Origin of the sequence: Thermosipho africanus Ob7 (assembly GCF_003351105.1) — a bacterium.
Lineage (GTDB): Bacteria > Thermotogota > Thermotogae > Thermotogales > Fervidobacteriaceae > Thermosipho > Thermosipho africanus.
Window position 1 is genome coordinate 32,630 of sequence record NZ_NKRG01000004.1, and the last position, 23,202, is coordinate 55,831.

Annotated in this window: 21 protein-coding genes and 1 CRISPR repeat array (1 of these 22 running past the window's edge); of the genes, 7 read left to right on the forward strand and 14 right to left on the reverse strand. The window is 30.0% G+C overall.

Translation table 11 applies throughout. From position 1 onward, the window contains the following. Positions 1 to 28: 28 nt before the first annotated feature. The 13 genes from OB7_RS05035 to OB7_RS05095 form a co-directional block, all read right to left on the reverse strand. Entirely contained in the window at positions 29 to 364 is a 336-nt protein-coding gene (locus tag OB7_RS05035; RefSeq protein ID WP_114702684.1) for a DUF1292 domain-containing protein, read from the reverse strand. 68 nt (positions 365 to 432) lie between these two features. After that, entirely contained in the window at positions 433 to 1,557 is a 1,125-nt protein-coding gene (locus OB7_RS05040; protein ID WP_012580027.1) for a hypothetical protein, read from the reverse strand. 3 nt (positions 1,558 to 1,560) lie between these two features. Continuing rightward, the gene (locus tag OB7_RS05045) at positions 1,561 to 2,553 is read right to left on the reverse strand and encodes a hypothetical protein (RefSeq protein WP_012580028.1); all 993 of its coding nucleotides are present in this window, start codon (positions 2,551 to 2,553) and stop codon (positions 1,561 to 1,563) included. Between the two features lie 19 nt (positions 2,554 to 2,572). Continuing rightward, entirely contained in the window at positions 2,573 to 3,577 is a 1,005-nt protein-coding gene (locus OB7_RS05050; protein WP_012580029.1) for an AI-2E family transporter, read from the reverse strand. Further along, positions 3,567 to 4,574, reverse strand: a complete 1,008-nt coding sequence (locus OB7_RS05055; protein ID WP_012580030.1) for an asparaginase — start codon at positions 4,572 to 4,574, stop codon at positions 3,567 to 3,569. The genes OB7_RS05050 and OB7_RS05055 overlap by 11 nt, the downstream gene beginning before the upstream one ends. Next, on the reverse strand, positions 4,571 to 5,272 hold the full coding sequence (locus tag OB7_RS05060; protein ID WP_012580031.1) for a rhomboid family intramembrane serine protease: 702 nt from the start codon (positions 5,270 to 5,272) through the stop codon (positions 4,571 to 4,573). The genes OB7_RS05055 and OB7_RS05060 overlap by 4 nt, the downstream gene beginning before the upstream one ends. Positions 5,273 to 5,401: 129 nt before the next feature. Continuing rightward, entirely contained in the window at positions 5,402 to 6,127 is a 726-nt protein-coding gene (locus OB7_RS05065) for a YdcF family protein (RefSeq protein WP_114702685.1), read from the reverse strand. Continuing rightward, positions 6,124 to 6,555, reverse strand: coding sequence for a flagellar export protein FliJ (fliJ, locus tag OB7_RS05070; RefSeq protein ID WP_041427206.1), 432 nt, complete (start codon positions 6,553 to 6,555; stop codon positions 6,124 to 6,126). The genes OB7_RS05065 and fliJ overlap by 4 nt, the downstream gene beginning before the upstream one ends. Then, positions 6,545 to 7,780 (reverse strand): PAS domain-containing protein, encoded by a 1,236-nt coding sequence (locus OB7_RS05075; protein WP_114702686.1) that lies wholly within the window; start codon positions 7,778 to 7,780, stop codon positions 6,545 to 6,547. Before OB7_RS05075 ends, fliJ begins: the two co-directional genes overlap by 11 nt. Then, complete coding sequence (gene smc, locus OB7_RS05080) at positions 7,777 to 11,244, reverse strand: chromosome segregation protein SMC (RefSeq protein ID WP_114702687.1); 3,468 nt, start codon at positions 11,242 to 11,244, stop codon at positions 7,777 to 7,779. The genes OB7_RS05075 and smc overlap by 4 nt, the downstream gene beginning before the upstream one ends. Continuing rightward, positions 11,241 to 12,542 (reverse strand): UDP-N-acetylmuramate--L-alanine ligase, encoded by a 1,302-nt coding sequence (murC, locus tag OB7_RS05085; RefSeq protein ID WP_012580036.1) that lies wholly within the window; start codon positions 12,540 to 12,542, stop codon positions 11,241 to 11,243. Before murC ends, smc begins: the two co-directional genes overlap by 4 nt. After that, complete coding sequence (locus OB7_RS05090; protein ID WP_114702688.1) at positions 12,539 to 13,543, reverse strand: UDP-N-acetylglucosamine--N-acetylmuramyl-(pentapeptide) pyrophosphoryl-undecaprenol N-acetylglucosamine transferase; 1,005 nt, start codon at positions 13,541 to 13,543, stop codon at positions 12,539 to 12,541. The genes murC and OB7_RS05090 overlap by 4 nt, the downstream gene beginning before the upstream one ends. Then, entirely contained in the window at positions 13,540 to 14,493 is a 954-nt protein-coding gene (locus tag OB7_RS05095; RefSeq protein ID WP_012580038.1) for a 2-hydroxyacid dehydrogenase, read from the reverse strand. Before OB7_RS05095 ends, OB7_RS05090 begins: the two co-directional genes overlap by 4 nt. Before the next feature lie 106 nt (positions 14,494 to 14,599). Here OB7_RS05095 and OB7_RS05100 point away from each other — a divergent pair, with 106 nt between their 5' ends. The 7 genes from OB7_RS05100 to OB7_RS05130 all read left to right on the forward strand — a co-directional run bounded on the left by OB7_RS05100 (position 14,600) and on the right by OB7_RS05130 (position 21,895). Continuing rightward, positions 14,600 to 15,310, forward strand: a complete 711-nt coding sequence (locus OB7_RS05100) for a SagB/ThcOx family dehydrogenase (RefSeq protein WP_012580039.1) — start codon at positions 14,600 to 14,602, stop codon at positions 15,308 to 15,310. 44 nt (positions 15,311 to 15,354) lie between these two features. Beyond that, complete coding sequence (locus OB7_RS05105) at positions 15,355 to 17,793, forward strand: hypothetical protein (protein WP_114702689.1); 2,439 nt, start codon at positions 15,355 to 15,357, stop codon at positions 17,791 to 17,793. Positions 17,794 to 17,815: 22 nt separating this feature from the next. Continuing rightward, positions 17,816 to 19,411: an FG-GAP repeat domain-containing protein gene (locus OB7_RS05110; RefSeq protein WP_249031019.1), complete on the forward strand. Its 1,596-nt coding sequence runs from the start codon at positions 17,816 to 17,818 to the stop codon at positions 19,409 to 19,411. Between the two features lie 114 nt (positions 19,412 to 19,525). Continuing rightward, on the forward strand, positions 19,526 to 19,918 hold the full coding sequence (locus tag OB7_RS05115; RefSeq protein ID WP_004101283.1) for a hypothetical protein: 393 nt from the start codon (positions 19,526 to 19,528) through the stop codon (positions 19,916 to 19,918). Next, positions 19,912 to 20,406 carry a prepilin-type N-terminal cleavage/methylation domain-containing protein gene (locus tag OB7_RS05120; RefSeq protein WP_114702690.1) on the forward strand — a complete coding sequence of 165 codons (495 nt, stop codon included), beginning with the start codon at positions 19,912 to 19,914 and terminating at the stop codon, positions 20,404 to 20,406. Before OB7_RS05115 ends, OB7_RS05120 begins: the two co-directional genes overlap by 7 nt. A 4-nt stretch (positions 20,407 to 20,410) precedes the next feature. Continuing rightward, the gene (locus OB7_RS05125; RefSeq protein ID WP_114702691.1) at positions 20,411 to 21,427 is read left to right on the forward strand and encodes a PilW family protein; all 1,017 of its coding nucleotides are present in this window, start codon (positions 20,411 to 20,413) and stop codon (positions 21,425 to 21,427) included. Between the two features lie 12 nt (positions 21,428 to 21,439). Next, the gene (locus OB7_RS05130; RefSeq protein ID WP_114702692.1) at positions 21,440 to 21,895 is read left to right on the forward strand and encodes a hypothetical protein; all 456 of its coding nucleotides are present in this window, start codon (positions 21,440 to 21,442) and stop codon (positions 21,893 to 21,895) included. 25 nt (positions 21,896 to 21,920) lie between these two features. Here OB7_RS05130 and OB7_RS05135 read toward each other — a convergent pair whose 3' ends face one another. After that, positions 21,921 to 22,526 carry an HAD family hydrolase gene (locus tag OB7_RS05135; protein WP_114702693.1) on the reverse strand — a complete coding sequence of 202 codons (606 nt, stop codon included), beginning with the start codon at positions 22,524 to 22,526 and terminating at the stop codon, positions 21,921 to 21,923. 177 nt (positions 22,527 to 22,703) lie between these two features. Continuing rightward, positions 22,704 to 23,202: direct repeats of the CRISPR family, unit length 30 nt; unit sequence GTTTCAATTCCTACAAGGTAAGGTACAAAC; it runs 803 nt beyond the window's last position.

Here is a 23,202-nt window from a genome sequence, read left to right on the forward strand (position 1 = left end):
ACCTGAAAATATTTTAACAAATTAACTTTTAATTGTCAATATCTTCGTTTTCGTCATCAACTATTTCAAAGTCGGACATTTCTTCAAACATTTTTGCAACTCTGTTAAATTCGTCTTCGTCTTCGATAGTATCAAGGAATACATTTCCTTCTTCATCAACTGTTTTCTTGAATATGTAGAGTTCTCCAAAATCTGTGATTTCTTCGTTTTCCACAAATATCTCTTCACAAGCCCAATAATCGGAACCTTCATTTTCGATTTCGGCTAGTAGTATAAAGTTGTGTTCATTTCCTTCTTCATCATAAAGTGTAAAAGCCTCTAAATGTTCATGTTCGTGTTCATGTTCATGATGGTGATCATGCATATTACTCAACTCTCCTTTTAAAAAATTTGCTTATCAATTATAACATGAATATTATCCTTTGTATAGTACTATATTCCAAATTCAAAATTAAACGCAACTCCAAATCCTTGATATGAGTCTTTAGATGGTATTATTTTGTCTGAAGTAATAGTTATTCCAAAATTTGATTTTAACAATATAAGATCTATTCCAAGGCCTAATGTATTTGAGAATACAGAATTTTTTGAATAGTATCCGAATTTATAAAATGGTATTAAAAAGAATATTTTTTTATAAATTTCTGCTGAAAGTGTGTAACTTCTATCGAAATAGTACATACCTTCCAAGTGAAAATCTGCTAAAAATTTAAAGTTGTAATAGCCACTTAGGTTGAGCTTTGGAGAAATTTTAATTTCTTTGTCTATTGATTTAACTTCCAAATTGGTATCTACAATTTCAAATGAGAGATTTTCATAAGTTGCATCAGTAGTTATTCTTAATAATTTTGCGCTAGGTAAAGTTATAGGTTTGATTGTTATATTATTTACAAATATTCCAAGTCTACTGTTTGAATATCCTAACGAAGCTGCTATACCCGTTGGTGATTTTTTTGCTTCGTTTTCTGATTCTGTATTTATAGGAATGTATCCAATCAGGTCATAATTTAATTCTAAATTGATCTTTGATGGAGATGAGCTAGAAGTATATTTAAAATAAAATTTTTGATCTTTTTCCGAAATATATATAACAGGAGTGTATACATAGGGAGATATTGAAAGATTATTAAATTTTAATGCAACGCCTATATTTAAAAATGTGTTTGAGTAAGAAGGAATTTTAATCTCGTCGTATTCATATGTTTTATCTATTTCGATATCATTTGTTAAAAATTTAAACAAATCGTCTGGAATTGAAAGTAATAGATTCATATCCAGCTCAGCAAATGGCGTTAATGAAAATTTTCCAATTTTTATAGAAGCACTTGCATGAGTATTACCAAAAATCCCTACTCTGAATGAATTTATTTTGTTTATATCAAGAATACCATCATTTAGTAAATTATTTAAATTATCTACATTGTATATGAATTGGTAAAGGTAAGGGTTAAATGAGAAGTTTAATTTGAAAAGTTTAAAATTGTTATCGTAATTTACAAATGAAAGCGAAGTTATTGCAAATAAAAAAATGATTAGAAAGAAAAATAATTTTTTCATAAATTATTCACCTCCTAATGTGAATTCAACATTTTCAAGATTTAAATCTAGAGAAAGGTATGAAGAAGCATCAATGTATGAACTTGAATTGATTTGAATTGAAGAATCTTTTGGAATAAATATTTCAAGAAGTGTTTTTTGCTTTGTTATATCGGCAAAATCTTGTTTGGTGATAGAAATTTTAGTATTTGAGTCATCAATAAAACTAGAAAGATTACCCAATTTAAAACCTATTTTACTTAATCCTGTTTGATTTTTCCATTCTTTGAAAACAATATAAGCAGATTCAATATTTTCAAGAATTGTTGCAACAGATGTTAGATCAACTTCCTGACTTATGATACGGTAGTCGGTCTTAACAGTTCCCGATAAAGGTATTTTAACAAAGTATTTGATACCAAATTCATCATTATCTCCCGGTGTACCTTTGACATATATTGTTGCAGACGCTTCAAGATTTTTCTTGTTTTCAAGTGCATTTTTTAATGTTGCACTTAAATTAGCTTCTGATGAATTTTTTGTAAGAATTATTTTTGAGTCATTTAGATAAAATGTTAATGTGGAGTCTAAATTTGTGGTAGTTGATTCAAAGTAAATTTTGAATTCTACATTGTCAAAACTGAGCATTTCAAGGGGTGATGAATCAGAAATTATAGAGAAATTCAATATAGTTGTTTTGTCAAATACATTAAATGTAGCATCACCTGAAATACCTTCAATAGGAGTTTCAATTTTTGGAGATATCTCGAAAGTATTTTCAGTAGAAACCGTAATAGGAGTCTCTGATGTAATTTTGAAACCACTATTTTCAAGAGATTCGACCATTGATGTAGTAAAATTGTTTAATTCGTAGTGTAATGTTGTAAGAGGAATTTCAACGTGATTTTTGTATTTAACTTTGATTGTTTCCGGTAACTTTTTTGGAACGTTTATTCCACATGAAAAGAGTATAAAAATTACTAAAAAGACTAAAAAAACAAATTTAATTCTTTTCATATAAACCACCTCCAAAAAATTAAGTTTCAAACTTTGGTTTTACAAATTTCTCCCAGTAGGCAACAATAAATATTAAGAGTGGGACAGCAAAAAATGTACCAACAAGACCAAATATCTGGTTAACAATAATTATGGCAATTATCATTAAAACAGGATTCAAATTAAGATTCATCTTCATAACATTTACAAAAATTATGAAAAGAGCAAGATGAATAGCTATAACGAAAATATTAACAATGATAAATCCTTTTAGGCCGAGTGTTAGCGAGAATAAAAACACCGGTACATATTCAAAAAAGACTCCAACAATTGGTATTAAGTTTGTTATACCTGCCCAAAATGATAATATGGCTGCAAGTTCCTTAAAGTAAAACGATGACACGATATAAAAAGCTATGGCTGTTATTACTGCATTAATTACTACAACATTTACAAAATTAGAAAGAGTAGAATATACTTTGTCAAAGAAAGTTGCTACATCATTTCTAATATCTTTCGGAAATAAATTAGGAAATGTGTTTTTCAACCATGAGGAGTACAGGAGGATGTATATTGTAAGTAAGATTGAGTAGAATATTGTTATAAAAAATGTAGGTGTTCCTTTTGCTATGTTATTTAGCAAAGAAGTTGTCAGATCATTCAATTTTGGCCTTATCCAATTCATAACGTCATTTACTCCGCTGAGAAGGTCTGGATTATTTTCTAGATAACTTTCCCATGCTTTATTCTCAAAGACCGAATTTATTGTAGCAATAAATTCTCCAAATTGTTGAGCTACAGATGGGATTATTAATATTATACCATAAATAATTATGAAGAAGTAAATTATTAGTCCCAAGATTATGGAACTTTTTGTAGAAATTTTAATAAGTTTGAAAAATTTGGCAATTAGATTCACAATCAAAACAGACATTAATGTAAAAACAAAGATATTAAGAATTGTATCAAAAATAATACAGAAAATCAGAAAAATTAAAGCGTATATTCCAACAAAAAAAGCAGCCTTTAAATCTTTATCCTTCATGCAGTATAATCCTCCTTGAAATGTTAGGTTCAAAATATTGTCTTATTTCCTCCAGGTTACTTGTTTTTCCAAGAACAACCATTAATTTTATCTTTGCTTTTTGCCCTATTGGATGTTCACTCATAATAGCACCTTTTTTTCTTAAATCAGCTCCTCCACCAGCATATCCATACACAGGGTATACTCTACCTTTAAAACATCTTGAGGTAATTATTACAGGTATTTGCTTTTCCTTTATAACTTCCTCAACTGCTTCTGCAACTAATGGTGGAACATTTCCTCTTCCAAATCCTTCAAGTATTATTCCTTTATAGCCTATTTCTGCTGCATATTTTAATAGCTTTCCATCATCTCCAGTAAAAGTCTTTATTAGTGCCACTCTCTCTTCTATTTTATCGACTAAAATTTTTTCCCTTGTAAGAGATTTTCTAAAGAATATGACATTATCTTCATCAACAATTCCTAAAGGACCATATCCGGGAGAATCAAAAGTTGCTACGTTGCTTGTATAAGTTTTTGTTACTTCTCTTGCAGCGTGGATTTCATCGTTTAAACAGACCATTACACCCATTTGATTTGCTTGCGGAGATAAAACTGTTAATACAGAGGAATAAACATTTCTTGGACCATCTGTTCCAAGTTCACCAATATTTCTCATAGCTGCAGTACAAACAACAGGTTTTTCAGACTTTAAAGTCAAATCTAAAAGATAAGAAGTTTCCTCAAGTGTGTCCGTACCATGGGTTACTACAACACCTATAACATCATCATCTTTTTGAATTTCATCTATAGTTCTTGAAAGTTCCCACATTTTCTGTGGAGTCATATGAGGACTTGGTATATTTGAAAATTCTCTGACTTCAATTTTAACACCAAGGTTTTTAAGCGATGGTATTTCACTTATCAAAGCACTACCCTTATCGTATGGTACTACACCTTGTTCATTTTTAACCATTGCAATTGTTCCGCCGGTTGTTAATATTACCACCTTTTTCATATATAATACCTCCTCCTTACCCTGCTGCCAATAATCATTCCATATATGAAACCACCTGCGTGAGCCCAATATGCAACACCTGAACCTGTTATGTTAGATAATGTTCCGTTTAGAATTTGTATAGTAAACCATATAAAAAGATAAATAAATGCGGGAATTTCAATTAAAAATGGGACAAACCATATTACCAAGGAAACAATTTTTGAATACCAAAAGTTAACAAAGTATGCTCCCATAACTGCGGAAATAGCACCCGATGCGCCTACAAGAGGGTAAGGAGAGAAAAGATTAAAGGCCATATGGAAAAATAATGCAAATAATCCGCCTGTTAAATAAAAAAGAAGATAGTTAAAATGTCCCATCCTATCTTCAACGTTATCACCAAAAATCCACAAAAACCACATATTTCCAAGTATATGTGACCAACCACCGTGTACGAACATGTGTGAGATAAACGGAAAAATAGGATTTGAATAAATTATGTTTTCTATTAGATTCCATTGATAAACATATTTTATTTTATTTGTTAATACGTGAGTATATCTTAGTGGAACTACACCATAGTTAAAGAAAAATTGTTGAAGTTCAGCGTTATTAAGTATTAGTTCGTATAAAAATATGACAACATTTATAAATATAATCGTATATGTAATGTACGGCTTTTTTCTGCTAGGTATAGTATCATACAATGGAAACATAGGTTCACCATCCTTTCATTATGGCATACCATTAAGCCTTATATATAGTACTTGCCAGATCTTTAATAGTATAAAGCTGCAGATCAAAAATACAATTAACACTATAGATATTAAATTTCCTTTTCTCATTTAACCACCTTTTAGGATCCCAAAAAATTCATGAGTAATTTGGGAAAATGTATAAAGTGCTTCTGCAGAGGGGAGGTAATCTAAGAAACTGTTTCTATAATCTATTGGATAATCACATACAATAGGAATTATATTTTTTTTTGAGTATTTTTCAAAGAGCATTATACTTCTTTTCATGTGAAGAAATGAAGTTACAAGTATAATATTTTCAAAATTTTTTCCTTTTAATAGTTTTGATACAAAAATTGCGTTTTCTTTTGTTGTCCTTGCCTTATCCTCAACAATTATATCATTAATATTTACACCGAAAGTTACTAAGATATCTTTCATTATTGCACTTTCGCTAATTCCTTTTCCAATTACACCACCACTAATTATTATTGGGGCATTGGTTTTTCTATAAATTTCAAATCCTTTTAAAAGTCTTTTAAGCGTATGATTTCCTACTTCATATTTTCCATCAAAAAAAGTGATACCGCCTCCCAGTATCACAATTACCGAATTCTGTGAGTCGGGAATATTTTTTTCTTTTATATAGAAACTTTTTGATAGAAAATATACAAAAAATGGAGAAGAAATTAGATAAAAAACTATTGATAAAATAAGAAAAAATCGCCAAATTTGGCGTTTTTTTAAAAAATAATATAAAGTTAAAAGAGAAAAAAATGCTATTAAAATTCCAGGAAATTGAACAAAACTGCCGATAAACTTGTACAGGTATATCATTTTTCCCCTCCAAAAAAGTGCTTTCTTTCGGCTATCTCGTCTATATTTTTAATATCCTTTCTTTGAAGTTCTATATATTCTTTATTTTTAAACCTTTCCTTAAGCTTTTCCAAAGATTTTCTTTCTTTTCTCTTTTCAAGATAGTCTTTTAAAACTTTTTCTTCCATTAATGATATTTCGTAAAGCTTATCTTTTAAGCTTTCTATGTATTTTTCTCCAGAGTTTTTAATTTCAAGGAGCATATTCAAATATAAACCGTTTATTTGTTTTCCGAAAATTTCATTTTCCAGAGATTTTAAGTAATCTACGGTTTTTTGAATTTCCTCTTCAATTTTCTTTTTTTCCATCCTTACTTTAAAAAGCTCTTGCTTTATTAATTCTTCCTGTTTAGATGCAAAGTCAAGCAATTTTTGTAGTCTAAATTTCATATTCTTCTAAAAAATTCGAGAGTATTTTTACATATTGTTCTAGAATTTTTTTACTTTCACTTGAAAAGGAAATCCCTGAAAAATTATCTATTGAAATATTTCCAATAACGTTATTTCCAACCTTGAATACTCCCAAAAGTGGTCTAAAATTTGGATCGAACATACCGTATTTTTTAAATGTTTCTGCAAGCGGGCTTGTTGAAACTAGATCTTTTGCCCCTTCAATTTCGAATACTGTGTATCCTTCTTTTATCATTTCCTCAATTTTTTGACCATATGAGGATTTTTCTGGTGGAAATTCAAGTTTTGTAGCATCTTTGTATCCTACTTCGGCAACACATTTGTACTTTCCATCTTTTATTAACCACACGGTTCCTTTTTCTGCTTCAGGTATAATTTGAACAATATCTTCAAGCACTTTTTGGAGAAAATCTTCAAGCTTTTCTTTTTTCCATGAAATAACAGCTTCAACCATTTTTTCCATGGTTGTATAATATTGTTTTTTTCTTGCTTCGTTTTCTATCTTTGACAAAACATTTTCAACTTTTGGTAAAATTAAAGGAACGATGTAATTAGTAAGTTTAGCTGTAATTGGAGAGCTATTGATAACAACTTTGTACTCGTCAAATTGTATGACAATGTATTTTACAGTATTTACGCTAAACTCTTTTATTCCTTCCTTAGTCATTGCTTTTAAACATACATTTTCTGGAAAGAAACTTTTTATAATTTCATTATTTTTTATTAATGCATACTTTTCCAAGTGCATTTTTTCCTGAACTTTATCAAGGAGTCTTTCAACAAAAAAGTCTTTACTCTCAAGTGGTGATACTAAAAGTTCTCTAATTATTTCCGACACTTTTAGGTTGGCTTGAAGTACTAAATCGTTAAAATATCTCTTTGTTTCGTCAAATTCAATTCCTGCAACGCCGTATGTTCCATCGCCAAGCCTAATAGGAATAACCACGACTCTGAAGAATTTGTCTTTATATTCTTTTTCATACTCTTGATTTTTTTTCGATTTAATAACTTTTGCTTCGATTTTTTCGGAAATTGTATTTCCGAAAATTTTTTGATCGGTTTTTCCTATGGCTTTTCTATCATCAAGTTCATAAGTTTTTTTCCATTCCTTGTTAATCCAGACATATCTAAATTTGTTGTCTTTTATAAATGCTGGTGATGGAAGTCTTTCAAAAAATTGTTGTAAATAGAATAAGTGCCTCATACTACCTCCTCCAATCTTACTGGAACAATAGTTGAAATGTCATCAACTTTTGTAATTCCAACCATTATTTCTGCCGCTTCCATTACATTCTTCTTGTGCGTTATTAGTAAAATCTGTGCGTTTGAGTTTTGCAATAGCGTTTTGAATCTTTCGGCGTTAAATTCATCTAATGGAGCATCTGGTTCGTCTAGAACGTAAAATGCACTTGGTTGAGCTTCAAGAAGTGACATTAAAAGCGCTAGGCCGACCAATGCTTTTTCGCCACCCGATAAAAGCTGCAACTTTTGTGCTCTGCTATTAGCTTTTGAAATAACTATTTCTATACCACTTTCTAAAACGTTTTCTTTATCAAGAAGTTTTATATCGCCTTTTCCGCCAAAAAACAGCTCTTCTATGTATTTTTTAAATGTCTTTCTTACAGTATTAAAGGTATTCATAAATACCTGCGTTGCTTCTTCATCTGTTTTTTCTATTAATTCAATTAATTTTTGTTTTGCATTTTCAAGGTCCTTTTTTTGAAGCTCAAGCTCTTCGTATTTTTTTACAACTTCTTTGTATTCTTCTTCGGCTTCAAAATCAACGGGTCCGATGTATTTTATTTTATTTTCAAGATCATCCATTTCTTTTTTTATGGTATTTACCTCATCTTCTGAAATCCTTATGAGCTTTCTGTATTTTTCATCTATGTTTTCTATTTTCATCTTCTTGGCCTGTATTTCAAGCTCAAGAGAATGCATTTTTTCCCTTATCTTTTCAGTTTCTTCGCGTAGTTTTTCCATTTTTTCTTCTATTTCTTTTAGTTCTTTAACTTTATCATTTTTTCCACTCTTATCTTCATTCATGCTTTTGAATAAAGCTTCAGTTTCTGATTTTAATGTATTCAATTCTTGTTCTAATTCTTTTATGTTTTCTTCAATTGAGTCAATTTCGTCTCTCAAACTTTTTGCTTCTTTAGAAAAAGTGGATATTTCTACTTCAATTTCATCTTTTCTTTTCAAAGCTCTTGTAATTTCACCTTCGTATTGTAATTTTCTTTCGTGCAATGTTCGAATTTCGCTTTGAAGTTCCATGTATTTTTCATTAATCTCTTCCAATTTCTCTTTATCTTCAAACATTTCTTTGTTTGAATCTTCCAACTCTTTCTTTAAAAGTTTTAATGTATTGTTAGAATTTTCTATTTCTGACTCTATAACTTTTATCCTTTCATTCATTCCCTGGACTTTTAATGAATAATCATTTTTTAACTTTTCAAGATTTTTAATTTCTTTACTAAGTTCACTTTCAGATCTTACTAGTTCTTGTAATAGCCTTTTTGAAGATGAGCTTTTACTTGAATATTCTAAAAGTTCGCTATTTACTACTTCACTGTAATTTCTAAGTTCATCTAGTTTTATCTTAAGATTCTCTAGTTTTTTTGTTATTTCTGCTTCTATCCTTTCTTTTTCAACAAGCTCGTTTTTTAAATTTTCTAGTAAGTTTTTTCTGGCAAGAAATGACGTAGAATTTTCATATTTTCCTCCTGTCATTGCACCACTTGAACTTATTATTTCACCGTCTAAAGTTGCTATTCTTAGATTGTATTTTCTTTTTATATCTACAGCAATATCTATATTTTCTACTACAATGTCATTTCCAAATAGATAATTTAATAATTTTTCTTTTTCGTCTATTTTTACTTTGACAAGATTTTTGGCAAAGTCAATTGCGTTTTTTGGAAGGTTGATATTAGATGACTTTGCAGATATTAAATCCAAAGGAATAATAGTTACCCTACCGATTTTATTGTTTTTTGCAAAATTTAATATTTTTTTTGCAACCTCGGCACTTTCAACTACTATATGCTGCAACCTTCCTCCTAGTAAAGCTTCAATAGCTTCTACATATTTTTCATCTGTTTCTATGATGTTTGCAATAACGTCAATAATACCGGGGAATTGATCTTTTTGTTCAAAAATCCTTTTAATAGCGTTTGAAAATCCTTGATATTCATTTAGTTGTTTTTGAATGACAAAAATCTCAGATTGTATTTCCTTTTTTCTATGAACAATTTTTTCAAGGTTTTCTTTTAAAAACTCTCTTTGACCTGCTATGGATTGCATTTCTTGCTTTAATTGTTCTATTTCTTCAAGCAATTCCTTTGTCTTTTTATCATATTTTTCTGAGTTTTGCGAAAGTTCACTTATTTCTTCGTTAAGTTCTTTTGATCTTTCTAGCTTTGTTTCAAGCTGTTCTTCAACCATTTTTAATCTTTCTGTCAAATCAATTATCGACTCTGTTAGAGACTTTTTCTCGTTTTCAAGTTTGTTTAGATTTTTTTCTATTTCATCGTATTCATTTTTCTTTTTTAAAAGATTCATTTCTTTTTCGGAATATTTTGAAGTTAATAAATTTCTTTCTTCTTCTACTTTAGATAAAATTTCTTCTTTTTCAAGGAGTTCTTTTTTTAAACTTTCAAGAATTAGCTGTATTTCTTTTTCTCTTTCTGTGATTCTTTGGGCTTCTTCTTTTAGTGAATCAATTTTTGCCATTTTTTCAACATAGATACTTTTAAGATCGTTAAGTCTGTTTGTATATGAATTTTTGAGTTCAAGCAGTTGATTTTGTCTTTGCTTTTGAGTTTCAAGAAGACTGGTGAAGTCTTCCATTTTTTTATTTAATTTGTTAAATTCTTCTCTTAGGATCGACCATCGGCTTTCTGTTTCTGCAAGTTCATTTATCTTTTCTTTATATAGTTTTTTATTTTTTAAATATTCTTCTTCCAATTCTTTTAGCTTCTCAGATTCGAAGGTGTAAATAGCTCCAAAGTATTTTTCTCTTAAGGCTTCTAACTTTTCAGAATATTCGCGGTATTTTTCAGCCTTTTTAACCTTTATATATAGGCTTTTTTTATTTCGCTCAATTTCATAAATTATATCTTTTAGCCTTTCTATGTTTGCTTCTGTACCTGCAAGCTTTGAAAGAGCTTCTTTTTTTCTTTCAATATATACTGATGTCCCTGCAGCATCTTCAAATATTTTTTTTAGTTCTTGTGGAGTTGCCATTGCGATTTTATCTATTTTTCCTTGACCAATTATTGAGACAAGAGCGTTAGAGCCCAGCAAGGCCGTTATATCTTTAAGACGCGCACTTTCTCCATTTAAATAGTAAGTGTTTTCTCCACTTGCATCCAATTTTCTTGCTATTTTATACTCTCGACCATTAAAATCGAATGTAAGTTCCACAAAAGCGCTTCTAGCTGAAGGTGTTTTTCCGTTTCCTTTAAATATCATGTCAAATTTTTCTGAAGCTCTTAATTGCTTAAGTGAATGCTCTCCAAAGACCCATTGTATAGCTTCAACAATGTTTGATTTTCCTGAACCGTTAGGTCCAACGATTGCTGTTATCCTAGGAGATATTGGAATCTTTACGGGTCTGCCAAAGGATTTAAATCCATTTATATAAATTTCCTTCAGCTTTATACTCAAACTTTTAGCCCTCCTACTTTTTCTTTAAATTTCTTTGAAATTTCAATAATATCTCCTGCACCTGCAAAAATATATACTCCAGGTTCTGAGGGTAGAATTTGTAGTAATTCTTCTTTTTCTTGAACAAAGATAGCATTATTTATCTTTTCTACAATTAATCGAGCGCTAATACCATTTTTTGATTCGAATGCGCCATAAACTTCAGTAATATATATCTTATCTGCTAATGATAAAGCTTCTGAAAAATTCTTCCATTCTCTTTTTAGCCTTGAATATCTGTGAGGTTGAAAAATTATTGTAATTTTTTTGTCTTTAAAAACGCTTTTTGCAGTTGAAAGTAAACTTTTAATTTCTACTGGAGTGTGAGAATAATCATCTATTATTACGATATCATTTTCATTATATGATATATCGAACCTTCTTTTTGGAAGCGAAAAATCAGAAAATGCTTCTAGTACCAAATCTTTTTCATATCCCATTTCAAAGAGCAATGAAATTATTGAAAGTGCGTTGAGTGCGTTGTGAACTCCTGGAACGTTTAAAATGAATTTTTTCTTTCCATATGGTGTATTTATTGTAATTTTTTGAGAAAATTTGTTATTTTCTATTTTATTTATTTTATAGTCCCCATCATTTAGTCCAAACTTTATTGAATTATTTATTATATTATTTTCAACATTTGACACACATATTTTAACATTTTTGCACGAATTTTCAAAACAACTGTTATAATGTTGTAAATTTTTGAAATTTTCTATGTGATCTCCCCGAATGTTGGTTATAATGAGATAATCAGGATTATAGTTTTCAAAACCTGGCTGGCTTTCATCCATTTCAAAAACTGCTATATTACTTCCTTTTCTGTAGTTTCCGTGTTCCAACATTGGGTGCGTTGAGCCCAAAAATACTGTGGGATCCTTTCCAAGTTTTAACAAAACATGAGCAAGCATAGCAGTTGTGGTAGTTTTCCCATCCGTTCCTGTGACACCAATTTTAGTGTATGGTCTTAAAATAGATATATGGTGTTCTAGCCTTGAAATAACTGGTATACCATTTTCTTTTGCTTTTTTTACTTCCACATTATCTTCAGAAACTGCTGGAGTTCTAACTATTAGATCTGCGTTATCGATATTTTCTGGAAGATGTGATTTAAAAACTTGAATTCCAAGGCTTTTTAGATAATTCACACGTTCCGATGAATATGGGTCGGTTCCTGAAACTACATTTCCTGAGAAGTGTTCGTGTATCGCTTGTGCACTCATTCCGATTCCGCCGATTCCAAGGAAGTGAATCTTCATTTTAACACCTCGTTTTTAATTTCTTTTGCTATTAAAATTGCTGGATTTGTCTTTGGTGAACCTTTTCTTTCACGGTTTGAAAGCTCGATAATCTTGTTAGCTATTTCATCAATATTTACCTCTTTTTCTCTTATTACATATCCTAATCCGAGTTTTTCAATTTGCTTTGCGTTTTCTATTTGATGTGCTTCGGTGGAGCCTTCCCATGGAATTATTATCGAAGGTGTATCAAAGAAAATTAATTCACTTACTGTTGTAGCACCGCCTCTTGTGATAGCACATGAAACTGCACTATAATAATCTGACATGTTTTCAATGTAATCCAAAATTGTTAAATTTTCACTTTTGCAAGGTACTTCTTTTCTTCCGCTTGATAATATAAAATGATAATCCTTTAGTTTATTTGAAAGCTTGCATGCAAGTGAATTTAAAAATTCACTGCCACCGCTTCCTCCAACAATTAGAATGGTCTTTTTTTCAAAATTCAAATTTTCTTTATGACGTATTAAAATTGGGTTTCCGGCTACAACGACATCTCTTTGAAAGTATTTCTTAGATTCTTTAAAAGACACAAAAACCTTCTTTGCAAAGGAAGATAATTTAATATTTGCAAGTCCAGGAATCACATTTTGTTCTTGTATATAAAGTGGTATTTTTAGTTTTTTTGCAGCTGTTCCAACAGGATAGCTTACGTATCCTCCTGTTACAAATACAATGTCCGGCTTAAATTTTTTGAGTTCTTTTAGAACAATATTGTTAGCATTAAAGATTTTAAATAACCTTTTTATATTTTCAATAGAATAAACAGGTCTTTTAAGACCTTGGATTTTTAGAGAAACTTTTTTGTAATTGTAATCTTTTAAAACTCTTTCTTCGAGTTTTCCTGAAACTGTGAAGTATAGAACATCAATTGGAGTGAGCTTTTCAAGTTCTTTTAGAACGGCAAGTGCAGGATATAAATGGCCCCCTGTTACCCCGCCTGCAACCGCTATTTTAATCATTCTTTCCACACCAAATTTCTTGGAATTTTTCCCTCTAATGCATCTATTATATTTTCTGCAACCATTATAGACATCTTTTCTCTTGTTTCATATGTTGCAGAGCCAATGTGTGGTAGTAGTACTACATTATCTAATTTTTCCAATCCCTTTGTAATTTCAGGCTCATTTTCATATACATCAAACCCTGCTCCTGCTATTTTTCCATCTTTTAAAAGTTCGTACAGTGCTTTTTCATCAATAATTGGACCTCTTGCAGTATTTACAAGGATGGCGTTTTTCTTTAAAAGACTTAGCCTTTCTTTATTTAGAAGATGATATGTTTCATTGGTAAGTGGGGCATTTATGGAGATATAATCACTTTCTTTTAATAAGGTTTCTAGATCTACATATTTTGCGTTGTATTTATAATCATCTTCTACCCTTTTTCTATTATGATATATGATTTTCATGCCAAATCCCATTGCCCTTCTTGCAACTGCTTTTCCGATCCTTCCCATTCCAATAATTCCGAGTGTTTTTCCATATATTTCATATCCAAGAAACAGATTGGGTTTCCAACCTTCAAATTTTCCTTCCCTTGTGAATTTATCGGCTGGAATAATTTTTCTTGCTACAGCAAGAATTAAAGCCCAAGCAATATCTGCAGTTGCTTCGGTCAAAACATCAGGAGTGTTTGTGACATATATTCCTTTTTGCTTTGCATATTCCACATCTATGTTATTAAATCCAACAGCATAATTTGCTATTATTTTTAATTTTTTTCCTGCGTCTATAAATTCTTTATCCACAGGATCCCTAAGTTGTGTTACAACTGCATCCGCGTCTTTTAAACGTTCCATCATTTCCTGCTTTGTCAAAAATTTTTCACCTTCGTATACATCAACATCGAATTTTTCTTTTAATAGGTTTATTCCAGATTCAGGTATTTTGTAAGTTATAAAAACTTTCATCTAACGACACCTCCCAATAGATTATATCATTAATTCACAAATTTTGAGTAAAAATTTTAAAACTTTTGTTTGTAAAATTTGATATACTCTTAGTGGAGGTGAAAGTATGAAAAGTAGAGAATTTTTAAAATCTAACTGGAGGCAAATAAAAAATACGGATAGAGAAAAAGGTATTGAAAAACCGGAAATTGAAAAAGATTGTGAAAAAGTAATTAAACTTCCAGAGTTTAATTTAGGAAATAAACCTCTCAGAGAGGTTATAGAAGAGAGAAAGAGTATAAGAAAATATACTGATACACCTATGTCACTACAGGAATTGTCGTTTTTACTTTGGGCAACGCAAGGTGTTAGAAAGTATATTCAAGACAAAAAAGTAGTTTTTAGAACGGTTCCTTCAGCAGGTGCGACTCATCCATTTGATACTTATTTGGTTGTATTTAATGTGGATGGGTTGGAAAAAGGCATATATAGATATGTATCATTAAAACATGGACTTTGCAAAGTCAAACCTGGAGATTTTAAGGACAAAATTATAGATGCAACATTAGGGCAGCAGTTTGTTGGAAATAGTGCTGTAGTTTTTGTTTGGGTTGCCGTTCCATATAGAACGGAGTGGAAATATACAGCAGAATCTTACAAGGCAATTGCAATTGACGTAGGACATGTTTGTCAAAACCTTTATCTTGCAGCAACAAGTATAGATTGTGGAACATGTGCGGTTGCTGCTTATGATCAGGAAAAGATGGATAACTTAATTGGTGTTGATGGTGATAACGAGATGGTAATTTACCTTGCACCTGTTGGTAAAATTGTGTGATATAATTATTTTAACAAAATAATATTAAGAAGGGGAGGAAAAGCGTGAAAAAATTTTTGTTATTTATTTTTCTATTATTTTCGGTTGTATTGTTCTCAAAAGCATTAATTTTTGAGCATGCTACAGTTTATTATCCAGAAGGTTATGAAAACCTTGCAATTAAGGTAGGAAATATCTTTGAAGATATTAGGGACGATGTGGTTAATATGTTTAAAAATGATCCTGGAAGAATTAATATATTTATAAAAACAAAGACTACTATAACTAACGGCTATGCAAACCCGCTTCAAAATAATACAATTGTAATTTATACTTGGCATCCTACTGGAGTGATGTATAATTATCTTCCTCTTGATGATTGGTACAGATATCTTTTAATACATGAATTTACTCACATTGTAACTCTTAAACCAAGTGACGGTATTTTAAAAACACTTTCGGATTTAAAAATGCCGTATACTCCAAGCTTAGGAAAATTTTCGGTTGAGGCCCCAACGGTATTTGCTGAGTCAAGTTTTTCAGAAAATTCCGGGAGATTAAGAAATCCGGTAATTTCAGATGCCCTTTTTTCGACATTTGGTGGAACTTTTCCTCAGGACAAAATTGCAAATGATTTTAGAGTAGGACAAGTTTTTTACAATGGAAACGGAGGCTTTCTTGAGTATCTTGTAAAAAAGTATGGAATGGAAAAGGTAAATAAATATTTAAAAGATTCTATAAATAAATCGTATAGTTGGTTGGAAATTATGCTGAATTTTTCAATCCCTTATGTTTCACTTATAAGACTTCCTGAAATTTTTACTGATGATTTTAGAGCACATTTTGGTAATAATTTTGAAGATGAGGTTTCAGAGTGGCTTAATAGCTTAAATGTAAAGTTTGATGGAGAAAAAATATACGAAGGTAAAAATGAAAGAATTTACAAAATAGAGAAGGTTGATAATAAACTGTATATTTTAAAGAGTAAGTTTGGTGCTGCAACAGGATATTTGGACAATCCAATAAATGAGTTAATTGTATTAGAAAAAGGGGATATACTGACAAAATATAATCTTTCTGCATTGGACTTTAAAGTTGATTCTGGAGAAATTTACGCACTTGTATCATCAAACAATAAGACAGAAATATGGAACATAGGCAAGAATGAAAAGATTGTTGATGGATTTATTAGTGCATTTGATGTGTATGATGGCAAAGTCATTTATTCAATTTATGATGATAAGTCTGATGAATCAATAATATATGGATTGAGCGAGGAAATAGTTGTAAATGGATTTGTAAGAAGCATTGCATTTGATGGAGAAAATTTGTATTACTTAGTGGGGAATTCTCTCTACAAGGATAATAATTTAATAGACAATTATTATCTTAAAGGTGCCTTTTTAAAAAAGAAAAACGATGGAATATATGTAACTATGAAATTTGATAATTACATGGAATTGTTAGATGTAAAAAATTTTAGATTAATAAGCAAAGGTCTATATGCATTTGATGGAGAAGTTAGTAAAGATGAAATTTACTACGTAAGTTATAGTCAGAATGGAATGGCTGTATATAAGACAAAGTTTGAAACAAGTACTATAGAAAGTGTAATAGCAGAGAATTCAAAATTGGATGATTATACATTTAGAAAAGCAAGTTTTTTGGAAGAAAAAAAGTATAATTTTTTACCATCTTTATTTGCACCATTTTTCTTAACAAGTTCTGCTTTGGGTGATTTTGGAGGATATGGAGGTTGGAGTGTTGGTAGCATATTTGATTTTAAAACTTCAATAGATTCTGACCTTGTTCTGGCACCTTATTACTTAAGATACTTTAAAGATTATACGAATTTTTACAATGAATATGGCCTTGGATATGCTTATTTGTTATATAAGGATAGATTTAGCATTTTAAATGCTGGACTTTTTAGAAATACAGAAGATTATTTTTATGGGGTTACAGAAGTTTCATTTATACCTTTTGTCTTTAGAGTTGGTTATAACTCTAATTTATCGTTAAATATGGATATTTCAGGTTTTTATTTTGCAACTGGAACATCCCTTGACTATAACTTTAACTTTAGTCCAGGTATTGTATATTCTAATAACACTTTTTCATCTAGTTTATATTTAACTGCTTATTCACAACTTGGAAATAATGAAGTTTTTTCATTATCTTCTGGTGTTAGTATGTTGAATATTCTTAATGAAAATTCATATGTATATGGTAATTTAATGTACAATTTTGAAAGTTCTACATACTCTTATTCTGGAATTTTTATTTCAAACATTTTCCCATTTTACAAGCAATCTGGAATAGGTGTAGGTGTTAATGGGGAAAATGATTTAAATGGTCTATTTTATGTATTTGTTGGTTTTCCAAATAACAACCAGTTGTATCTACAAAGTGGATTTGAGATGGACATGAGTGGTAAGTTAACTCTGTTTTTTGGAATTGGAGCTAAGCCACATTCTTTTTATTTTATCAATGAAGTTTATTAGTTTTATACGAGAGGTGATTTATATGAAAAGATTTATATTATTATCTTTGATTTTTTTCGTTTTAAATTATTTATTTGCAGATGTTTATACTGCAGAATTTCCTATTTCAAATTGGAGTCAGCAATATCCTGAAAAAGCATGGGGGGCTATTTTTGTAAAAAATGTTTCAACACGTGTTGTTGATAAAAAAATTGTAGCGGTGAATGTTTATAAAATTATAGATATTACAGCAGATCCAGGTTATGGACCTTTTGGGCAGGTTTCTCAAACTTTTTCTGTGGATTACAACAAAGATGGATATGCAGATATTATATCGTTAACTTATGATGGTTATGTAGTAATAAAAGAAAATAAAGGGAAAAAAGATGATGAACTAGTTTTGGAAAATACATCATATTATCAATTACCAGTTGAAAATGGCGATGGGACTTTAATTGTTGATGATTTTGATAATGATGGGAAGTTAGATTTGTTTGCATATAATTCTTGGCAATATGCGCAATTTGTTAGTGATGTTTTAAACAGCAATGGCGAAGATGCTGTGTATAAAAGAATCAGTAAAGATAAAAACTTTGTTACAAAATGGACGGTTTCTGCTATGGCAAGTTATGACTACAATGGTGATGGTTACAAAGATGTTTTTTATATTGACTATAAAGGAAGAGTCTGGGTTTGGTTAAATGATCCTGGACAAGGTAGTGAACGTTTTTTTGATGAATCTAATATAATTAAATTATTTGAGGATAAAGATTTGGAATCAAATGGAGGAGGAGGAGTTTTAGATATAGGTGATTTAAACAACGATGGAACAATAGATATTATAGTTGGTCATACTGATAAAAAAAGTGTTTTTGTATATTTCGGAAAAATAGTTAATAATCAGTTGACATTTGATACAGATAATAAACTTGTTTTAACTACATCAAGTGGAAAACTAAGTGATTATGTTATAACCGATCCATCTATAAAAAATTCAAAGTCTCCAGAGATTCTTCCAAGTTTTGGACCGACCATTATAAAGATAACTGATGTAGATAGAGATGGCTACAAAGACATTTTTATTGGAACAGATGCTTGGAGGCAAGGAAAAAATTTTGGGGGAAGTGTGTACCTTTTTAAGGGAGTTGGTATAACACCGGACAATAAACCTAAATTTTTAAGCTTAGAACTGGTACACGGTAGTTATTCAAAAGATAACAATCCACCTTACGATTTTGATGCTGGAACAATTGCAGATTTGGATAATGATGGAATACCTGACTTTGTTGCAGCTGATGGTAATCACTCTGGTAATTACTATAAAATAATAACCCAGACTCAAAAGGAATATGAAACTTCTCCGGGTTATCTAATAAGTGATTATCTTACAAATCTTGTTGGAATTTTACCAAAGGATCTTCCAAATAATTTTGTCAAGAGAATAAAGGTAAATATTGGCTTTGACTTATCGTTGGGAAACGGTTCGTTTGAAATTAGGTATATAAAGAACGGGATAAAAGATCCAAGCCTTATAGATCCATTCGGTTACCCTTTGATGCCAGATGCTAGTGGAACAATAGTAGAAAATTTTACTACAGAGATAGAATTTGATAAACCTGTTCCGGATCCGCAGATTTAAAACCTGAAAGTGAGTTTTCTGCACCACATTTAAAATATTTAAAATATGAAATTGAAACGGCTCCATCGCAGGTTATTATTAAAGGATTTAATTGGAATAGAGGGGATAATTAATATGAAAAGAGGCTCACTGCTTGTCGAAGCTTTAGTTACTTTGATTATAATAGTTTTTGCATTTGGTGTTGCTTTTGTGCCATCATGGAGTCTTTTGAGAAAAACAAAGGAGAATTCAGAATTAATATCTCTTGAAGAGTTACTTTTAAACAAATGTGAAGAACTTACTTATTTGAATGTATCAAGTATAGTTCCACAAGATAGTTATGAAGAATATAATGGTGTAAAGTATAAAGTTAGTATTTCTAAAAAGAATATTGAAAGCAGTGACATATTTACTCTAACTTCAGATTCAACTTTTATTACTTTTCCTGAAATAACAATAGTTACTGTAAGGATTGAGACTGAAGATGGAAAGTACATTGAAACTCAGGTGGTGCCTCAGCAATGGTAAAAACACATAAAGGATTTACGTTAATAGAATTGTTAATTGTTATTGTAATAATTTCGATTGTAATGTCTGTTTCTTTTGTTGGATTTCAAACGATGTATAAAAATTATTCCACAGAATCAAAATTGAGTGGAATTTTACAAAATCTGCTTTTTTTGTTCATTGATGCAAGAAGAACGGCAATTATTGAAGATGATGTTGTATGTATAAGATATGCTAATGGAGAGTTTAGTTATTATATAGATAATAACTTGGATGGGACACCCGATTCAAATGTTATTTCATCATTTAAAACTGATGAAAATATTAAGGTATATTTAAATGATGAGGAAAAATCTTCTTTTTTAATTTATACTTACGATAGTTTGTTTTTTAAAAACAATGCTGGCGTGTTTGAAAGCTCATATTCAAACACTGAGATAAAAATATTACTAGATTCAAGAGAAAAGATTTTAAAGATTGAAAATTCATTACCAAAGGTTTTGGAGTGATAAGATGAAAAAAGGATTTACTTTTTCAGAACTTTTAGTTTCTATGTTGATAATAGCAATAACTTTTCAAATAGTTTATTATATTGTTGATAATTCTGTTGAATCATATAAAAACTCAAGAATAAATCTTCAAAATTTATATGCTGAAAGTTCTATTTCACTTCTTTTCGATATCCTTGAAAATGAACTTAAATATGCTGGAAGTGGAGGAGAACTTTTGAAAGAATTGTATAAGCCTGTTTTTGTTCCTGGAGATCAAGGAAGTTATGAGCAAAAAGGAGAGGTTTATTCTCAAGTTACAGATCATTGTAAGATTGCAAATTCAATAGATTACTATGAAGATTCTCAAAAAAAAGAATTTTATATTACATATGTTGTAACGTACAAGAATTTTTTTGTTAGAAATGGTGATGGAACTTACTCACCCTTGTATGGTGGAGATCTTGGGAAAATAAATTGGGTAATAATTAAAAACAAGCTTTCTTCTTCAGCAGATGGCTATTATACAAGAATTGCAAAGTTAGATGCAAATAAAATTTCAGGACCTGGAAATTATCCTGGTGAAGTTACGACATCAGATATATTTGAGTTTAAAGAGATAAACCTTGCAAAAACTAATAAAACTCTTAGTTTGAGAGATGAAGACAAGTATGTTTATCCTTTATATGAAAAATCTGTAGCGTTTACAGGCTATCCTAGTGTAATGATAAAGCAAACAAAGATAGTTTTTGAAAAGGAAAGTGGGAAGATTTATATGGAAAGATATTTTCCAACTTCCGATTCAACTTCAAATATTTATATTTCAAATATACTCGAAAATGTTGAAGATTTTGATATAAATGCAATGTATTATAGCAATGGTATAAAAGAAAAACCGCTATCTGAAGTAGACTCAAGCTTTGATTTATCTTCAATATTCGCTTTAAAGTTTGTTTTGACATGGAATGCTCCTTGGAAGTATAAAAGTAAGGAATTTAAAATTATTAAAGAAAGAGTCATTGTTTTGATTCCAAACTTATAGGGGGAAAAGTATATGAAAAAAGGAATTATTAATATTTCTTTGGGAATAATTTTGATATTTTTTTCAGCCTTGTCAGCCCTTTTGCTTTCATATCTTTTTAAGGATGCAATAAATGTTGAAAAGAAGGTAATTGAGACAGTAGATAATACATATTCAAAAATACTTTATATTTCTGGAGCAAATATTTGGAGAAAGTTTTTAACTGAAAACGCAGCATATTGGGATGATATACAAGCAGAATTTGAAGATGCAAGTATTTCAGGCAATTCTACAAGAACACAGCTGGTTCTAAATACGTATTTAGAGTATAATTTAGGCTCCAAAAAAAAATATGATTATACTTTAGTTTCAACCACAACTACTTATATTTTTGAAGAAAAATATATTAATGTTATTTTTGAAATTTTAAAAAATGGTATTCACGTATCAAAAGGAGTATCTTTTGACTTTGGATGGCCGGGAATCTAATTAAAAATGGGAAGCTTCCCCATTTTTAAATATCTATTTTTAGTATTTTTGAAAGTTTGTCTTTTAAATCTTCAGGCTTTTCTAAATGAATTGTTTTAAATCCAAATTTTTCTCCTGCCTTTATATTTTCTATTTTGTCATCTATGTACAAACTTTCTGCAGGGTTTATTTTGTATTTTTCTATAAGGATCTTGTATATTTGATCTTCAGGTTTGATTGATTTTACATGGCTTGATATTATCATTCCATCGAATAATTTGAAAAAGTCGTATTTTTCATACACTCTTTGAAAAGCAATTTTGCTAAAATTTGATAAAATGTATAGATTATAACCTTTTTCTTTTAGCGTATAAAGAAGCTTTGTATTTTCTTCAATTGGGGTGAGTAGATCTAAAACTTTATTTTTCATGTGCTCAATTTCTTTTTTATATTCTGGATATTGATTTAATTTATTTTCCCAGAGTGTTTTTTCATCAATAACTCCTTTATCCATAAGGTTCCAATCATTAGTGTTAAATATTTTTTCCAGTAGAAAAGAAATTGTCTTTTCGTCAAAAACTTTTTTCATGTATTTTTCAGGTTCCCAGTTAATAAGAACCCTTCCAAGATCAAAAATTATGTTGTTAATCATTTTTAAACCTCCTCGATTCTTCCTTTTTAATTCACATTAGCTTTATAACATTATAATATGGAAGATTAATTTAGACAATATTTTACAAAAAAATCTCCACAAACATTAAGTGTGGAGATTTTTTATGATAATCATTGTAGATTGCTACAAGGCAAAATGTATACCTGTATCTATTGGTATTAAATTCCTACAAGGTAAGGTACAAACCGTTACGTGTTGCGTGTTGGGTATGGAGACGAGAGGTTTCAATTCCTACAAGGTAAGGTACAAACGCAGCGCAGATACCATATAGAGAAATTGTAAAAATGGTAGCGTTTCAATTCCTACAAGGTAAGGTACAAACAATTAACCGACCACCAAAAGCTGGATTAGTTAATCTGTTTCAATTCCTACAAGGTAAGGTACAAACCTTATAGAGCGTATAACAAAGTTTGTTAAATCAGAGTTTCAATTCCTACAAGGTAAGGTACAAACTCAACTCCCATGTAGTAAACGCTGTTATCTTCCTTGTTTCAATTCCTACAAGGTAAGGTACAAACAACCAATAGTCAGCAATAAAACTCTTTTTAATAACCTGTTTCAATTCCTACAAGGTAAGGTACAAACTTGTAAGAAGTCTCTATGTTTTCAAAATTTTGTTTAAGTTTCAATTCCTACAAGGTAAGGTACAAACACA

Coding starts and splice junctions, on each gene's coding strand:
- murC (WP_012580036.1), bottom strand. CDS start 12,542: ATGAAGATTCACTTCCTTGGAATCGGCGGAATCGGAATGAGTGCACAA.
- OB7_RS05035 (WP_114702684.1), bottom strand. CDS start 364: ATGCATGATCACCATCATGAACATGAACACGAACATGAACATTTAGAG.
- OB7_RS05075 (WP_114702686.1), bottom strand. CDS start 7,780: ATGAGGCACTTATTCTATTTACAACAATTTTTTGAAAGACTTCCATCA.
- fliJ (WP_041427206.1), bottom strand. CDS start 6,555: ATGAAATTTAGACTACAAAAATTGCTTGACTTTGCATCTAAACAGGAA.
- OB7_RS05110 (WP_249031019.1), top strand. CDS start 17,816: ATGAAAAGATTTATATTATTATCTTTGATTTTTTTCGTTTTAAATTAT.
- OB7_RS05135 (WP_114702693.1), bottom strand. CDS start 22,526: ATGATTAACAACATAATTTTTGATCTTGGAAGGGTTCTTATTAACTGG.
- OB7_RS05065 (WP_114702685.1), bottom strand. CDS start 6,127: ATGATATACCTGTACAAGTTTATCGGCAGTTTTGTTCAATTTCCTGGA.
- OB7_RS05060 (WP_012580031.1), bottom strand. CDS start 5,272: ATGTTTCCATTGTATGATACTATACCTAGCAGAAAAAAGCCGTACATT.
- OB7_RS05040 (WP_012580027.1), bottom strand. CDS start 1,557: ATGAAAAAATTATTTTTCTTTCTAATCATTTTTTTATTTGCAATAACT.
- OB7_RS05115 (WP_004101283.1), top strand. CDS start 19,526: ATGAAAAGAGGCTCACTGCTTGTCGAAGCTTTAGTTACTTTGATTATA.
- OB7_RS05130 (WP_114702692.1), top strand. CDS start 21,440: ATGAAAAAAGGAATTATTAATATTTCTTTGGGAATAATTTTGATATTT.
- OB7_RS05100 (WP_012580039.1), top strand. CDS start 14,600: ATGAAAAGTAGAGAATTTTTAAAATCTAACTGGAGGCAAATAAAAAAT.
- OB7_RS05125 (WP_114702691.1), top strand. CDS start 20,411: ATGAAAAAAGGATTTACTTTTTCAGAACTTTTAGTTTCTATGTTGATA.
- OB7_RS05095 (WP_012580038.1), bottom strand. CDS start 14,493: ATGAAAGTTTTTATAACTTACAAAATACCTGAATCTGGAATAAACCTA.
- OB7_RS05055 (WP_012580030.1), bottom strand. CDS start 4,574: ATGAAAAAGGTGGTAATATTAACAACCGGCGGAACAATTGCAATGGTT.
- OB7_RS05090 (WP_114702688.1), bottom strand. CDS start 13,543: ATGATTAAAATAGCGGTTGCAGGCGGGGTAACAGGGGGCCATTTATAT.
- OB7_RS05045 (WP_012580028.1), bottom strand. CDS start 2,553: ATGAAAAGAATTAAATTTGTTTTTTTAGTCTTTTTAGTAATTTTTATA.
- OB7_RS05050 (WP_012580029.1), bottom strand. CDS start 3,577: ATGAAGGATAAAGATTTAAAGGCTGCTTTTTTTGTTGGAATATACGCT.
- OB7_RS05120 (WP_114702690.1), top strand. CDS start 19,912: ATGGTAAAAACACATAAAGGATTTACGTTAATAGAATTGTTAATTGTT.